The 13,884-nt window shown below is 59.1% G+C and carries 9 protein-coding genes; 7 read left to right on the forward strand and 2 right to left on the reverse strand.

Annotated elements, in window-relative coordinates; translation table 11 throughout:
- The first annotated feature begins 583 nt into the window (after positions 1–583).
- The 5 genes from dnaA to ASF66_RS18240 all read left to right on the forward strand — a co-directional run bounded on the left by dnaA (position 584) and on the right by ASF66_RS18240 (position 8,346).
- Positions 584–2,092 carry a chromosomal replication initiator protein DnaA gene (dnaA, locus tag ASF66_RS18220; RefSeq protein WP_056844846.1) on the forward strand — a complete coding sequence of 503 codons (1,509 nt, stop codon included), beginning with the start codon at positions 584–586 and terminating at the stop codon, positions 2,090–2,092.
- Between the two features lie 38 nt (positions 2,093–2,130).
- Entirely contained in the window at positions 2,131–3,234 is a 1,104-nt protein-coding gene (gene dnaN / locus ASF66_RS18225; RefSeq protein WP_049860460.1) for a DNA polymerase III subunit beta, read from the forward strand.
- 11 nt (positions 3,235–3,245) lie between these two features.
- Positions 3,246–4,349: a DNA replication/repair protein RecF gene (gene recF / locus ASF66_RS18230; protein WP_056844847.1), complete on the forward strand. Its 1,104-nt coding sequence runs from the start codon at positions 3,246–3,248 to the stop codon at positions 4,347–4,349.
- A gap of 4 nt (positions 4,350–4,353) precedes the next feature.
- Positions 4,354–6,771 (forward strand): DNA topoisomerase (ATP-hydrolyzing) subunit B, encoded by a 2,418-nt coding sequence (gene gyrB / locus ASF66_RS18235; RefSeq protein WP_049860462.1) that lies wholly within the window; start codon positions 4,354–4,356, stop codon positions 6,769–6,771.
- A 237-nt stretch (positions 6,772–7,008) separates the two neighbouring features.
- Positions 7,009–8,346 carry an MFS transporter gene (locus tag ASF66_RS18240; RefSeq protein WP_056844848.1) on the forward strand — a complete coding sequence of 446 codons (1,338 nt, stop codon included), beginning with the start codon at positions 7,009–7,011 and terminating at the stop codon, positions 8,344–8,346.
- Positions 8,347–8,582: 236 nt separating this feature from the next.
- On the opposite strand, the gene ASF66_RS18245 is transcribed toward ASF66_RS18240, so the two are convergent.
- The gene (locus tag ASF66_RS18245) at positions 8,583–9,470 is read right to left on the reverse strand and encodes a LysR family transcriptional regulator (RefSeq protein ID WP_056844915.1); all 888 of its coding nucleotides are present in this window, start codon (positions 9,468–9,470) and stop codon (positions 8,583–8,585) included.
- 138 nt (positions 9,471–9,608) lie between these two features.
- On the opposite strand from ASF66_RS18245, the gene ASF66_RS18250 reads away from it, so the two are divergent.
- Both ASF66_RS18250 and ASF66_RS18255 read left to right on the forward strand, forming a co-directional pair.
- Positions 9,609–11,261 (forward strand): GMC family oxidoreductase, encoded by a 1,653-nt coding sequence (locus tag ASF66_RS18250; RefSeq protein ID WP_056844849.1) that lies wholly within the window; start codon positions 9,609–9,611, stop codon positions 11,259–11,261.
- A 67-nt stretch (positions 11,262–11,328) separates the two neighbouring features.
- Complete coding sequence (locus ASF66_RS18255) at positions 11,329–12,945, forward strand: MFS transporter (RefSeq protein WP_056844850.1); 1,617 nt, start codon at positions 11,329–11,331, stop codon at positions 12,943–12,945.
- Between the two features lie 165 nt (positions 12,946–13,110).
- On the opposite strand, the gene ASF66_RS18260 is transcribed toward ASF66_RS18255, so the two are convergent.
- Positions 13,111–13,881, reverse strand: coding sequence for a lysophospholipid acyltransferase family protein (locus ASF66_RS18260; RefSeq protein WP_056844851.1), 771 nt, complete (start codon positions 13,879–13,881; stop codon positions 13,111–13,113).
- Positions 13,882–13,884: the final 3 nt, after the last annotated feature.

The raw sequence follows: 13,884 nt of genomic DNA on the forward strand, positions 1-13,884 counted from the left end.
TTTAAGAGACCGGCGATTCTAGTGAAAGCGCGGCAGAAGGTCAATTTCCAACCAACTATTACTTTTTGGCCCCTTTGCTCAGATAGAGGGGGACTGAAGAACGCAGGTCGGGGATTGGGAGCCTTCATTGCCGGTGCCTTCTCAGGAGGATGGGTTGGACGATTCAGGCGATCAAATATAAAAATAGAGAAGGGACTTATTTAAAGCTTTTCTGTAATGCTTATAGATCTTAGAGCGGCCAATATCTGTGGATAACCATCTGGAGGCCTTAGTCACAGGGCGTTCTGGAGATCCGCAACCCTGTCCAGAAGATGGGCTGCGCCTGTGTCATTGCTCCGCACAACCTGTGGATTAAATCGATGGATATCCACAGGTGAGTTATACACAGAGCTCAACCCCTACTTGTGCATAGATCTCAAGACGGGTTATCCACAGAGCTCACAGATAGGTTTTCAAGGCATTGACGTTGTGTTTTTACGTGCGGCAGAGGCAGCGGACCCGACCTACATGTGGATAAGTGTGCGGAGCGCCGGTACAATGGCCGTTGTTTTTGCCTTGCCGGCTTTCAATTCAGGGGATACCTGTGTCAGTGGAACTTTGGCAGCAGTGCGTGGAACTCCTGCGCGATGAACTGCCTGCCCAGCAATTCAACACCTGGATCCGTCCGCTACAGGTCGAAGCCGAAGGCGACGAGTTGCGCGTCTATGCGCCTAACCGATTCGTGCTGGACTGGGTCAACGAGAAATACCTGACGCGTCTCCTCGAACTTTTGGGTGAACACGGCAATGGCCTGGCGCCGGCACTTTCGTTGCTGATCGGCAGCCGTCGCAGCTCGACGCCTCGCGCGGCCCCCAACGCGCCGCTGGCAGCCGCTGCAGCCGCGAACCAGGTGCAGGCCGCCCCGGTGGCGGCCGCACCTGCGGCAGCGCCTGTAGAAGCCGTTGCCAAGCCTTCAGTGGCCAGCGAAGAACCCTCGCGGGACAGTTTCGACCCCATGGCCGGTGCCAGCTCGCAGCCGGCACCCGTGCGTTCCGAGCAACGCACTGTCCAGGTAGAAGGTGCGCTCAAGCACACCAGTTATCTGAACCGCACCTTTACCTTCGAAAACTTCGTGGAAGGTAAATCCAACCAGCTGGCACGCGCGGCTGCCTGGCAGGTGGCGGACAATCCCAAGCATGGCTACAACCCGCTGTTCCTTTATGGGGGGGTCGGCCTGGGTAAGACGCACTTGATGCACGCTGTGGGTAACCACCTGCTCAAGAAGAATCCGAATGCCAAGGTGGTTTACCTGCATTCCGAGCGGTTCGTTGCAGACATGGTCAAGGCGTTGCAGTTGAACGCGATCAACGAATTCAAGCGCTTCTACCGATCGGTCGATGCGTTGCTGATCGACGATATCCAGTTCTTCGCGCGCAAGGAACGCTCTCAGGAGGAGTTCTTCCACACCTTCAACGCTTTGTTGGAAGGCGGCCAGCAGGTCATCCTCACCAGCGATCGCTACCCCAAGGAAATCGAAGGCCTCGAGGAGCGGTTGAAATCACGCTTCGGCTGGGGTCTGACCGTTGCTGTCGAGCCGCCCGAGCTGGAAACCCGTGTCGCCATCCTCATGAAGAAGGCGGACCAGGCCAAGGTCGAGCTGCCTCATGACGCGGCGTTCTTCATCGCCCAGCGCATCCGTTCCAACGTCCGCGAACTGGAAGGCGCACTCAAGCGGGTCATTGCGCACTCCCACTTCATGGGTCGCGAAATCACCATCGAGCTGATCCGCGAGTCGCTCAAGGACCTGCTGGCACTGCAGGACAAGCTGGTGAGTGTGGATAACATCCAGCGAACGGTGGCCGAGTACTACAAGATCAAGATTTCCGATCTGCTTTCCAAGCGCCGTTCGCGCTCGGTGGCCCGACCACGGCAGGTGGCAATGGCGCTGTCCAAGGAATTGACCAACCACAGCCTGCCGGAAATCGGCGATGTGTTTGGTGGGCGCGATCACACCACCGTGCTGCACGCGTGCCGCAAGATCAACGAACTCAAGGAATCCGACGCGGATATCCGCGAGGACTACAAGAACCTGCTGCGTACACTGACCACGTGAACATTCACTACGCAGCTTTTGAGGCAAGGGACTAGACCATGCATTTCACCATTCAACGCGAAGCCCTGTTGAAACCCCTGCAACTGGTCGCAGGCGTCGTCGAACGCCGCCAGACCTTGCCTGTGCTTTCCAACGTCCTTCTGGTGGTTCAGGGGCAGCAGCTGTCTCTGACCGGTACGGACCTGGAAGTGGAACTGGTTGGCCGCGTGCAGCTGGAAGAGCCGGCCGAGCCTGGCGAGATCACCGTGCCTGCGCGCAAGTTGATGGACATCTGCAAGAGCCTGCCCAACGACGCGCTGATCGACATCAAGGTCGATGAGCAGAAGGTCGTGGTCAAGGCCGGGCGCAGTCGATTCACCTTGTCGACGCTGCCGGCCAATGACTTCCCTACCGTCGAAGAAGGCCCGGGTTCGCTGACCTGCAGCCTGGTGCAGAGCAAGCTGCGTCGCCTGATCGAACGCACCAGCTTCGCCATGGCCCAGCAGGACGTGCGCTATTACCTCAATGGCATGCTGCTGGAAGTATCGGCCGGCATCATCCGAGCAGTCGCCACCGACGGCCATCGGCTGGCCATGTGCTCGATGCAGGCCGATATTGGTCAAGCCGACCGCCATCAGGTCATCGTGCCGCGCAAGGGCATTCTGGAACTGGCCCGTCTGCTGACCGAGCCCGACGGCAATGTCAGCATCGTGCTGGGCCAGCATCACATCCGCGCAACTACGGGTGAGTTCACCTTCACCTCCAAGCTGGTCGACGGCAAATTCCCTGACTATGAGCGTGTGCTGCCCAAAGGTGGCGACAAGCTGGTACTGGGTGATCGTCAGGCACTGCGTGAGGCCTTCAGCCGCACCGCGATCCTGTCCAACGAAAAGTATCGCGGCATCCGCCTGCAGCTGGCGGCCGGTCAGTTGAAGATCCAGGCCAACAACCCTGAACAGGAAGAAGCGGAAGAGGAAGTGGCCGTGGACTACAACGGCGGCGCGCTGGAAATCGGCTTCAACGTCAGCTATCTGCTCGACGTGCTGGGAGTGATGACAACCGAGCAGGTTCGCCTGATCCTGTCTGACTCCAACAGCAGCGCTCTGGTCCAGGAATCCGACAACGACGACTCGGCATACGTCGTCATGCCGATGCGCCTCTGACAGCCACCTGAATGTCCCTGACCCGCGTTACAGTCACCGCGGTGCGCAACCTGCACCCGGTGACCTTCTCCCCCTCCCCGCGTATCAATATCCTCTACGGCGCCAACGGCAGTGGCAAAACCAGCGTGCTGGAAGCCATTCACCTGTTGGGTCTTGCCCGATCGTTTCGCAGTACGCGTCTGGTACCGATCATTCAGCACGAGCAAGCCACTGCGACGGTATTCGGCCAGGTTGAGTTGGCTGAAGGCGGGCATAGCAACCTGGGTATCTCACGGGAAAGACAGGGTGATTTCACTATTCGTATCGACGGCCAGAACGCCCGGAGCGCGGCGCAGCTTGCACAGATATTGCCCTTGCAGCTGATCAACCCCGATAGCTTTCGACTACTCGAGGGGGCTCCGAAGATCCGTCGACAGTTTCTCGATTGGGGAGTGTTCCACGTGGAACCTCGATTCATGTCCACCTGGCAGCGGTTGCAGAAGGCCCTGAAGCAACGGAACTCATGGCTTCGGCATGGTACACTTGACGTTGCTTCGCAAGCGGCATGGGACCGTGAACTCTGCCTTGCCAGCGCTGAAATCGACGACTATCGGCGCGCTTATATCAAAGCGCTCAAGCCAGTGTTTGAACAGACACTCGCAGAGTTGTTGAAGCTGGAAGGTCTTACACTGAGCTATTACCGAGGCTGGGACAAGGATCGCGAACTCGCAGATGTCCTGGCAGGGTCCTTGTTGAGAGATCAGCAGATGGGACATACCCAGGCTGGACCTCAGCGTGCTGACCTTCGATTGCGAATGGGCGCCCACAACGCGGCCGACATCTTGTCGCGCGGTCAACAGAAGCTCGTGGTGTGCGCACTTCGTATTGCCCAAGGCCATCTGGTAGGCCAAGCCCGCCGCGGTCAATGCATCTATCTGGTAGACGACTTGCCGTCCGAGCTGGATGAACAGCACCGTCGCGCATTGTGCCGCTTGCTTGAAGACTTACGCTGCCAGGTGTTCATCACCTGCGTAGACCACGAATTATTGAGGGAAGGCTGGCAGACGGAAACGCCAGTTGCTTTGTTCCACGTGGAACAAGGCAGTATTACCCAGACCCACGATCATCGGGAGTGAAGGCATGAGCGAGAATCAAACGTACGACTCCTCCAGCATCAAGGTGTTGAAAGGGCTTGATGCCGTACGCAAACGTCCCGGTATGTACATCGGCGACACCGATGATGGTAGCGGCTTGCACCACATGGTCTTCGAGGTGGTGGACAACTCCATCGACGAAGCCCTGGCTGGTCACTGTGACGAAATCACCGTCACCATTCATCCTGACGAATCCATTTCCGTGACCGACAACGGCCGCGGTATTCCCGTGGACGTGCATAAGGAAGAAGGCGTATCTGCAGCCGAGGTCATCATGACCGTACTGCACGCTGGCGGTAAGTTCGATGACAACTCCTACAAGGTGTCGGGTGGTTTGCACGGCGTGGGTGTGTCCGTGGTGAACGCCCTGTCCGAAGGTCTGCAACTGACCGTGCGCCGCGCTGGCAAGTTGTGGGAGCAGTTCTACGTGCACGGCGTGCCACAGGAACCGATGAAGATCGTCGGCGACAGCGAGACCACTGGCACCAAGATTCACTTCAAGCCGTCGGCTGAAACCTTCAAGAACATTCACTTCAGCTGGGACATTCTGGCGAAGCGGATCCGTGAGCTGTCGTTCCTGAACTCCGGTGTTGGCATTCTGCTGAAGGACGAGCGCAGCGGCAAAGAAGAGCTGTTCAAATACGAAGGCGGTTTGCGTGCGTTTGTCGAGTACTTGAATACCAACAAGACAGCTGTGAATCAGGTCTTCCATTTCAACGTGCAGCGCGATGATGGCGTGGGCGTGGAAGTTGCCCTGCAGTGGAACGACAGCTTCAACGAAAACCTGCTGTGCTTCACCAACAACATTCCACAGCGCGATGGCGGGACTCACCTGGTGGGTTTCCGGTCGGCGCTTACGCGCAACCTGAACAACTACATCGAGCAGGAAGGTCTGGCCAAGAAGAACAAGGTCTCGACCACCGGTGACGATGCGCGTGAAGGTTTGACCGCGATCATTTCCGTCAAGGTTCCGGATCCCAAGTTCAGCTCGCAGACCAAGGACAAGCTGGTTTCGTCCGAAGTGAAGACTGCAGTCGAGCAGGAAATGGGCAAGTACTTCTCGGACTTCCTCCTGGAAAACCCGAACGAAGCCAAGGCCGTGGTCGGCAAGATGATCGATGCCGCGCGTGCTCGTGAGGCGGCTCGTAAAGCGCGCGAGATGACTCGCCGTAAAGGGGCTCTGGACATCGCCGGCTTGCCAGGCAAATTGGCCGACTGCCAGGAGAAGGACCCTGCCCTTTCCGAACTGTATCTGGTGGAGGGTGACTCCGCCGGTGGTTCGGCCAAGCAAGGTCGTAACCGCAAGACCCAGGCGATCCTGCCGCTCAAGGGCAAGATCCTCAACGTCGAGAAGGCGCGCTTTGACAAGATGATTTCGTCGCAGGAAGTCGGCACCCTGATCACGGCGCTGGGTTGCGGTATCGGTCGCGAAGAGTACAACATCGACAAGCTGCGCTATCACAATATCATCATCATGACCGATGCCGATGTCGACGGTTCGCACATTCGCACCCTGCTGCTGACGTTCTTCTTCCGCCAGCTGCCTGAGCTGATCGAGCGCGGCTATATCTACATTGCCCAGCCGCCGCTGTACAAGGTCAAGAAGGGCAAGCAGGAGCAGTACATCAAGGACGACGACGCCATGGAAGAATACATGACGCAGTCGGCCCTGGAAGATGCGAGCCTGCACCTCAACGATTCGGCGCCAGGGATTTCCGGTGAAGCTCTGGAGCGTCTGGTCAATGATTTCCGCATGGTCATGAAGACGCTCAAGCGCCTGTCGCGTCTGTATCCGCAGGAGCTCACCGAGCACTTCGTGTACCTGCCGGCGGTTTCGCTCGAGCAACTGGGCGACCACGAAGCCATGCAAGCGTGGTTGGCCAAGTTCGATGCGCGTCTGCGCACCAGCGAGAAATCCGGCCTGGTGTACAAAGCCAGCCTGCGTGAAGACCGTGAGCGCAATGTCTGGCTGCCGGAAGTGGAGATCACTTCCCACGGCCTGGCCAGCTACATCACCTTCAACCGCGATTTCTTCGGCAGCAACGACTACAAGACCGTGACCGCTCTGGGCGCACAGTTAGCCAGTCTGCTGGATGAAGGTGCCTACGTGAAACGTGGCGAGCGCAAGAAGGCTGTGGTCGAGTTCAAGGAAGCCCTGGACTGGCTGATGACCGAAAGCACCAAGCGTCATACTATCCAGCGCTACAAAGGGCTGGGTGAGATGAACCCGGATCAGCTGTGGGAAACCACGATGGACCCAAGCGTGCGCCGCATGCTCAAGGTCACCATCGAGGACGCGATAGGCGCCGACCAGATCTTCAACACCCTGATGGGTGATGCGGTCGAGCCTCGTCGCGAGTTCATCGAAAGCAACGCATTAGCGGTGTCGAACCTGGACTTCTGATAGGTCGACGCGCTCGGCAAACCAGACCCCGGTGCCTTTGGCCCGGGGTTTTTTTATGGGTGCTGATCTTGGGTCTCTTGCCTGGCAGGAAACAAGCGCGACGCTGGCTTGGATCTTGCGACGGCCTGTAACAGGTGCGTTGCGGCCATGACTACGCCAATGCCGTTTTTTGGCAATCGTGGGATGGCACGCACCGGATAATCGATCGCTCGATACAACTGTGCAGGGGTAAAGATCATGAACCAGGCAATGGAGGGGCGGGTTTCTCCCGCAACGTTGAAAAAGGTGATCTGCGCGGCTGCCGTGGGCAACTTCGTGGAATGGTTCGACTTTGCCGTCTATGGTTTTCTGGCCACGGCGATTGCCCAGCAGTTCTTTCCCAGCGGGGATGCCACCACGGGGTTGTTGAAGACCTTTGCGGTGTTCGCCGTGGCGTTCGCTTTCCGGCCATTGGGCGGGATCGTGTTTGGCATGCTGGGCGACCGGATCGGACGCAAGAAGGTGCTGGCCATGACCATTTTGCTCATGGCTGGTGCAACGACGCTCATCGGCTTGCTGCCTACCTATGCCGCCATTGGTATTGCCGCGCCGATCCTGCTCACGCTGATCCGCTGCGCGCAGGGTTTTTCTGCAGGAGGCGAATACGCTGGAGCCTGTGCCTACCTCATGGAGCACGCGCCGCGTACCCAGCGTGCCTGGTATGGCAGCTTTATCCCGGTGTCGACTTTCAGCGCGTTTGCCTGTGCGGCGGTCATGGCTTATGCACTGGATGCATCGCTGTCGCCCGAGGCGATGGCCAGTTGGGGGTGGCGCGTGCCCTTCCTGATTGCGGCGCCGCTGGGCCTGGTCGGTCTTTACCTGCGCTGGCGCCTGGATGAGACCCCCGCATTCCAGGCTGTTAAACAGGATCACGATGTCGCCCATTCGCCGCTCAAGGACACCCTGCGAAGTCATGGCGGCGCAATCCTGTGCCTGGGGGCATTCGTGTCGCTGACCGCCCTCTCCTTCTATATGTTCACGACTTATTTCGCGACCTACCTGCAGGTGGTGGGTGGGCTGAGCAGGGCCACGGCATTGCTGATCTCGGTGATCGCGCTGGTGTTCGCCGCATTGATGTGTCCGGTGGCAGGTGCTTTTTCCGATAAGGTCGGTCGCCGCGCGACGGTGGCCACCACCGGCGTGTTGCTGATCGCGGTGGTTTACCCTTCGTTCCTGCTGGCCAGTTCGGGTTCGTTCGCCGCCTCGGTGTTCGGCGTGATGATGCTGGCGGTGGGCGCAGTGCTCAGCGGTGTGGTGACTGCTGCGCTGCTCTCGGAAACCTTCCCGACCCGGACCCGCTACACGGCGTCGGCGATTACCTACAACCTGGCCTATACCCTGTTTGGCGGTACGGCGCCGTTGATGGCTACTTGGTTGATTGGCATGACCGGGAGCAACCTGTCGCCGGCGTTCTACCTGATGGGGGTGTCGGTGCTGGCACTTGCGGGAGGGTTGGCGTTACCCGAGACGTCGAAGATTTCCCTGCATGGCGATGCGGAAGAAGCTGTTCATGGTGGGCAGCCGGTGGTTGTTTGAGCCCGCTGAAACTGTGGTGACGCGACTGACGCTTTCGCGGGCAGAGCCCGCTCCCACATGACGGCAACACACCGCTCCCACATGAAGGCAAAACACCTCTCCCTTGTGGGAGCCGGGCTCTGCCCGCGAACGATACACCTCGGTGCAACTGATACGCTGCAAGGGCCTCTTTCGCGGGCGGAGCCCGCTCCCACATGACGGCAACATTGAGTCACTTGTGGGAGCCGGGCATGGCTTCAAGTGCCGAGTAAGGTGGCTTGCTGGTCGGCGCACAGTTGCAGGAGGAAATCCCAGACCACGCGCAGCCGCACCGATTTGTGTAGCTCGCGCCGGGTGCTTATCCAGTAGCTGCGCTGAATGGTCTCGTCAGGCAATACGCGCACCAGGCGCGGATCATGGGCAGCCATGTACACCGGCAGCACAGCGATGCCGAGACCGATACAGGCTGCTTCCTGTTGGGCCAGGACACTGGTGCTGCGGAAGGCAACGACCGGGTTGCGACAGAAGCTGTTGAGCATCAGCAGTTCCTGACTGAATAACAGGTCGTCGACATAGCCGATCCAGCGGTGCTGCGCCAGGTCCTCACGGCTACGCAACGGTGCCGCGGTGGCGAGGTAACCGGCACTGGCATACAGGGCCAAGTGGTAATCGGTGAGCTTGCGAGTGATCAGTAAGTCGGCGTTGGGACGCTCCAGGTGTACGCTGATTTCTGCTTCCCGGTTGAGGATGCTGACGAAACGTGGAACAGCCACCAGTTCCACTTCCAGGCCTGGGTAGCGGCGGAACAGTTCACCGATGCGAGGAGTGATGAAGGCGATGCCGATCCCTTCGGTCACGCCCAGGCGGATCTTGCCCAGCGGGTTGAACGACTGCGTGATGTCTTCCTGCGCGCGCAGCGCCACGTTTTCCATGGCCTCGGCATGCTTGAGCAGCGTCTGCCCCGCCGGGGTCAGTTCATAGCCATGGGCATTCTGTACGAACAGTGGCGTACCCAGATGGCGCTCGATGCTTTCGATGTGCCGCGCGACGGTGCTGTGGGTCGTGTGCAGGCGCTTGGCGGCGGTCAGCAGGCGACCGCTGCGGTGCAGTTCGAGAAAGAAGCGCAGGTCGTTCCAGTCGAACATCGATTTTCCCTTGTTAATCAACTGCGCGGTGCGCTGTGCGAAAACGCTCAGCCCCTGGGTGAAATCTTTCGTTTTCACCACGAAGCTAATCAATAACATGGGGAACGACAAGAACAATAAAACGGCGCGGAGTACACCATGCCATCGATCTCACCCGTCTACGACTACATCATTGTCGGCGCCGGTCCTGCAGGCTGCCTGCTTGCCAATCGACTGTCCGCCGATCCCTCGGTCAAGGTGTTGTTACTGGAGGCTGGAGGCCGGGACAACTATGCCTGGATCCATATTCCGGTGGGCTACCTGTTCTGCATCGGCAACCCCCGCACCGACTGGTGCTTCAAGACCCAACCGCAACCGGGCCTCGACGGCCGTGCCCTGAACTACCCACGGGGCAAGGTCCTGGGCGGCTGTTCGTCGATCAACGGCATGATCTACATGCGCGGGCAGTCCAGCGACTATGACCGCTGGGAGGCCTTGGGCAATCCGGGCTGGGGCTGGAAGGACGTCCTGCCGCTGTTTCGCAAGAGCGAGAGCCACCATGCCGGCAATTCGGAATTCCACAGCGCCGATGGCGAGTGGCGCGTGGAGCAGCAGCGTTACCGCTGGCCCATTCTCGATGCGTTCCGCAGTGCGGCGGCCGAATCTGGGATTGCCAGCATCGATGACTTCAACACCGGCGACAATCAGGGGTGTGGGTATTTTCAGGTCAATCAGAAAGCCGGAGTGCGCTGGAACTCGACTAAGGCGTTCCTGCGTCCGGCGCTCAAACGGGCGAACCTGACGGTCCATACGGGCGTTCGAGTGGACAAGGTGCTGTTGCAGGATGGCCGTGCTCACACCGTGGTTGCCCGCTGGCAGGGTGAGGACCATCGGTTCCAGGCTGCAAGGGAAATCATTCTCTGTGCGGGCGCGATCGGCTCCCCGACCATCCTTCAGCGTTCCGGCATTGGTCCGCGGCCATTGCTCGAACGCCTCGGCATACAGGTGCAGCACGAACTGCCTGGGGTGGGCGGCAATCTGCAGGACCATCTGCAACTGCGTTTGGTCTACAAGGTCAGCAATGCACGCACGCTCAACCAGGTGGCCAACAGCCTGTGGGGCAAGTTCTGCATGGGTGTGCGCTACCTGTACGACCGCAGTGGGCCGCTGGCCATGGCGCCCAGCCAACTGGGTGCGTTCGTGCGCTCAAGCCCCGAGCAGCCCTCCCCCAACCTTCAGTATCACGTACAGCCCCTGTCACTGGAGCGCTTCGGCGAGCCGCTGCATCGGTTTCCTGCGTTCACGGCTTCGGTATGCAACCTGCGCCCGAAAAGTCGCGGGCGAGTCGATATCAGTTCTGCCGATCCGGACGCAGCACCGCTGATCGATCCCAATTATCTGAGCGATCCCGAGGATGTTCGGGTGGCCGTGGATGCCATCCGCCTGACGCGCAAGATCGTTCAAGGCTCGGCACTGCAAGGCTTTGCCCCACAGGAATACCTGCCAGGGGAAGAGGTGCAGAGTGAGGAAGCGTTGCGCGCAGCGGCAGGACGCATAGGAACGACTATCTTTCATCCAGCGGGTACCTGCCGCATGGGCAATGACACCCTCGCGGTGGTGGATGCGCAACTCAAGGTACGTGGCGTACAGGGCCTGCGTGTGGCGGACGCGTCGATCATGCCAGAAATCGTCTCGGGCAATACCTGCTCGCCGACGGTGATGATCGCCGAAAAGGCTGCGCAGATGATCCTTGATCCACAGCCATTGCAAGCTGTGCCGGCGACATCGCTGCAAATGCCGGAAAGGATTTGACCGAGCACAGGGAGTACTCGGGACAAGCAACAGTGGAACAACAACAATAATCACTGAGGATGCGAATATGGCGGATTATCTGCAACAGGGCGCGGCGGCCGCGCCTGCCGTGAACCGAGACGAGAAGAAGATCATCTTCGCCTCTTCTCTGGGCACGGTGTTCGAATGGTATGACTTCTTTCTGTACGGCGCCCTGGCTGCGGTGATCAGCAAGCAGTTCTTTGCCGGAGTGAACGAGACCACAGCCTTCATCTTTGCCCTGATGGCATTTGCAGCAGGCTTTCTGGTGCGCCCTTTCGGCGCTTTGGTGTTCGGACGCCTTGGCGATATGATCGGGCGCAAGTACACCTTTCTCATGACCATCATTCTGATGGGGATATCGACCTTCGCGGTAGGCTTGCTGCCGACCTACGCCAGCATCGGCATCGCAGCGCCGATCATCCTGGTGATCCTGCGCATGCTGCAGGGCCTGGCACTGGGAGGTGAGTACGGTGGCGCGGCGACCTATGTGGCCGAACATGCGCCACAGGGCAAGCGAGGTTTTCATACCGGCTGGATCCAGTCGACCGCCACCCTGGGCTTGCTCCTGTCGTTGCTGGTGGTGCTGGGCAGCCGCTACATCAGCGGCGATCAGTTCGAAGTCTGGGGCTGGCGCCTGCCGTTCCTGCTGTCGATCGTATTGCTGGGTATCTCGACCTGGATTCGCCTGAGCCTGAGCGAGTCGCCGACTTTCACCAAGATGAAGTCCGAGGGCAAGACCAGTAAATCACCAATCCGGGAGTCCTTCGGTTCCTGGCAGAACCTGAAGATCGTGCTGACCGCGCTGTTCAGCATCAACGCCGGGCAGGCGGTGACCTTCTACTGCGCGCAGTTCTACGTGCTGTTCTTCCTGACGCAAATGTTGAAGATGGATCCGGCGCTGGCCAACCAGTTACTGATCATCAGTGTGATCATCGGTGCGCCGTTCTTCGTATTCTTCGGTTGGTTGTCCGACCGCATTGGACGCAAGCCCATCCTGATGCTGGGGTTGCTGTTGGCAACCTTCGCCTATTTTCCGCTGTTCAAGGGCTTGAGCCATTACGCCAATCCGCAAATCGATCAGGCCACGCGCACGGCGCCAGTAACGGTCATGGCTGACCCGGCCACCTGCACCTTCCAGTTTGATCCGGTGGGCAAAGCCAAATTCGACAGCCCCTGCGACAAGGTCAAGACGTTGCTGATCAAATCGGGTGTGCCGTATTCCTCGGCCCCAGCCGCTGGCAGCGATGTAGCGATCACGATCGGCGAGCAGCGCATCACGGGCTATGACGAGCCGGCGTTGCGGGCTGCCATCGCCCAGGCCGGCTACCCTGCCAAAGCCGATGCGAGCCTGGTGAATCAACCCATGGTGGTGTTGATCATCGTTGCCATGATTCTGATCGCTACCATGACCTATGGCCCGCTGGCAGCGGTGATGGTTGAACTCTTCCCCACGCGCATCCGCTATACCTCACTGTCCCTGCCTTATCACATCGGCAACGGCTGGTTCGGCGGATTTCTGCCCACGGTCTCGTTCGCGTTGGTGGTGTACACCGGGGATATCTTCTACGGACTGTGGTACCCGGTGCTGGTGACCGGGATCAGCTTCGTGGTGGGGATGTTCTGTCTGAAGGAAACGCGGCACGTTGATCTGGACAAGGTCTAGACGCTGCGGTGAAAGGCTCGAAAGTCGAGCCTTTCACCGCCGTGCAAAAAACTTATGCACCAATGGCAGGGATTTATAGCCTTTGGAAAACTGTATATCCAACAACTGGTTACGCAGTTTTCAAATAGTTTACGCGAGAAACAATACACAAGTTATCCACAGAAATCAGATAACCGGTGTGGGTGCGATTTCGGGCTTTTCCGGCAGCGCGCCCATGGCCTGCTGGGTTTGCTCATTCCACGTCTGCACGCGCTCGTTCAGGGCTGCAATGGCCCGCGGGCCTGTACCCTCGGCGTACATCGGTTCACCAATGACCACCTCGATGGTGCCACGGTGCTTGTTCCAGCCTTCCTTGGGCCAATAGCGCCCGGCGTTGTGAGCGATGGGCAATACGGGTAATCCAGCATTCACCGCCAGGGCGCTGCCGCTGCGGGTGAATTTGCCAATCTGGCCGTAGGGAACACGGGTACCCTCAGGAAAGATCAGCACCCACACCCCATCTTTCAACAGGGTGTCCCCTTTGCTCGCAACCTCCTTGAGTGCCAACTTGGGGTTGTCGCGATCGATGGCGATGGGGCGCAGCATGGCCATGGCCCAGCCAAAGAACGGGACGAACAGCAGCTCACGCTTGAGCACCTGGCTCAGGGGCTGGAAATAGGCCGAGAGAAAAAAGGTTTCCCAGGTGCTCTGATGGTTGGAGACGATGACGCAGGGTGTCTGGGGAACGTTGTGTGCACCCTTGATCTGCACATCGATGCCGAGCATGACGCGTGTCAGCCACAGCGCACAGCGGCACCAATAGACGTTGATGAAACGGTAGCGCGCCTTGAACGACAGGAACGGCGCGATGAAGAAGCTCAGCGTGCACCACAGCAAGGCGCTGCTGCCCAATAGCAGATAAAAGGCAAAGATTCTGATTGCCCGCAGGATCGACATAGC

Source organism: Pseudomonas sp. Leaf129 (genome assembly GCF_001423465.1).
Lineage (GTDB): Bacteria > Pseudomonadota > Gammaproteobacteria > Pseudomonadales > Pseudomonadaceae > Aquipseudomonas > Aquipseudomonas coleopterorum.

What these genes read in the sequence shown, in the direction of transcription:
- dnaN (WP_049860460.1), top strand. Translation starts at nt 2,131, where the DNA reads ATGCATTTCACCATTCAACGCGAAGCCCTGTTGAAACCCCTGCAACTG.
- recF (WP_056844847.1), top strand. Translation starts at nt 3,246, where the DNA reads ATGTCCCTGACCCGCGTTACAGTCACCGCGGTGCGCAACCTGCACCCG.
- gyrB (WP_049860462.1), top strand. Translation starts at nt 4,354, where the DNA reads ATGAGCGAGAATCAAACGTACGACTCCTCCAGCATCAAGGTGTTGAAA.
- ASF66_RS18240 (WP_056844848.1), top strand. Translation starts at nt 7,009, where the DNA reads ATGAACCAGGCAATGGAGGGGCGGGTTTCTCCCGCAACGTTGAAAAAG.
- ASF66_RS18245 (WP_056844915.1), bottom strand. Translation starts at nt 9,470, where the DNA reads ATGTTCGACTGGAACGACCTGCGCTTCTTTCTCGAACTGCACCGCAGC.
- ASF66_RS18250 (WP_056844849.1), top strand. Translation starts at nt 9,609, where the DNA reads ATGCCATCGATCTCACCCGTCTACGACTACATCATTGTCGGCGCCGGT.
- ASF66_RS18255 (WP_056844850.1), top strand. Translation starts at nt 11,329, where the DNA reads ATGGCGGATTATCTGCAACAGGGCGCGGCGGCCGCGCCTGCCGTGAAC.
- ASF66_RS18260 (WP_056844851.1), bottom strand. Translation starts at nt 13,881, where the DNA reads ATGTCGATCCTGCGGGCAATCAGAATCTTTGCCTTTTATCTGCTATTG.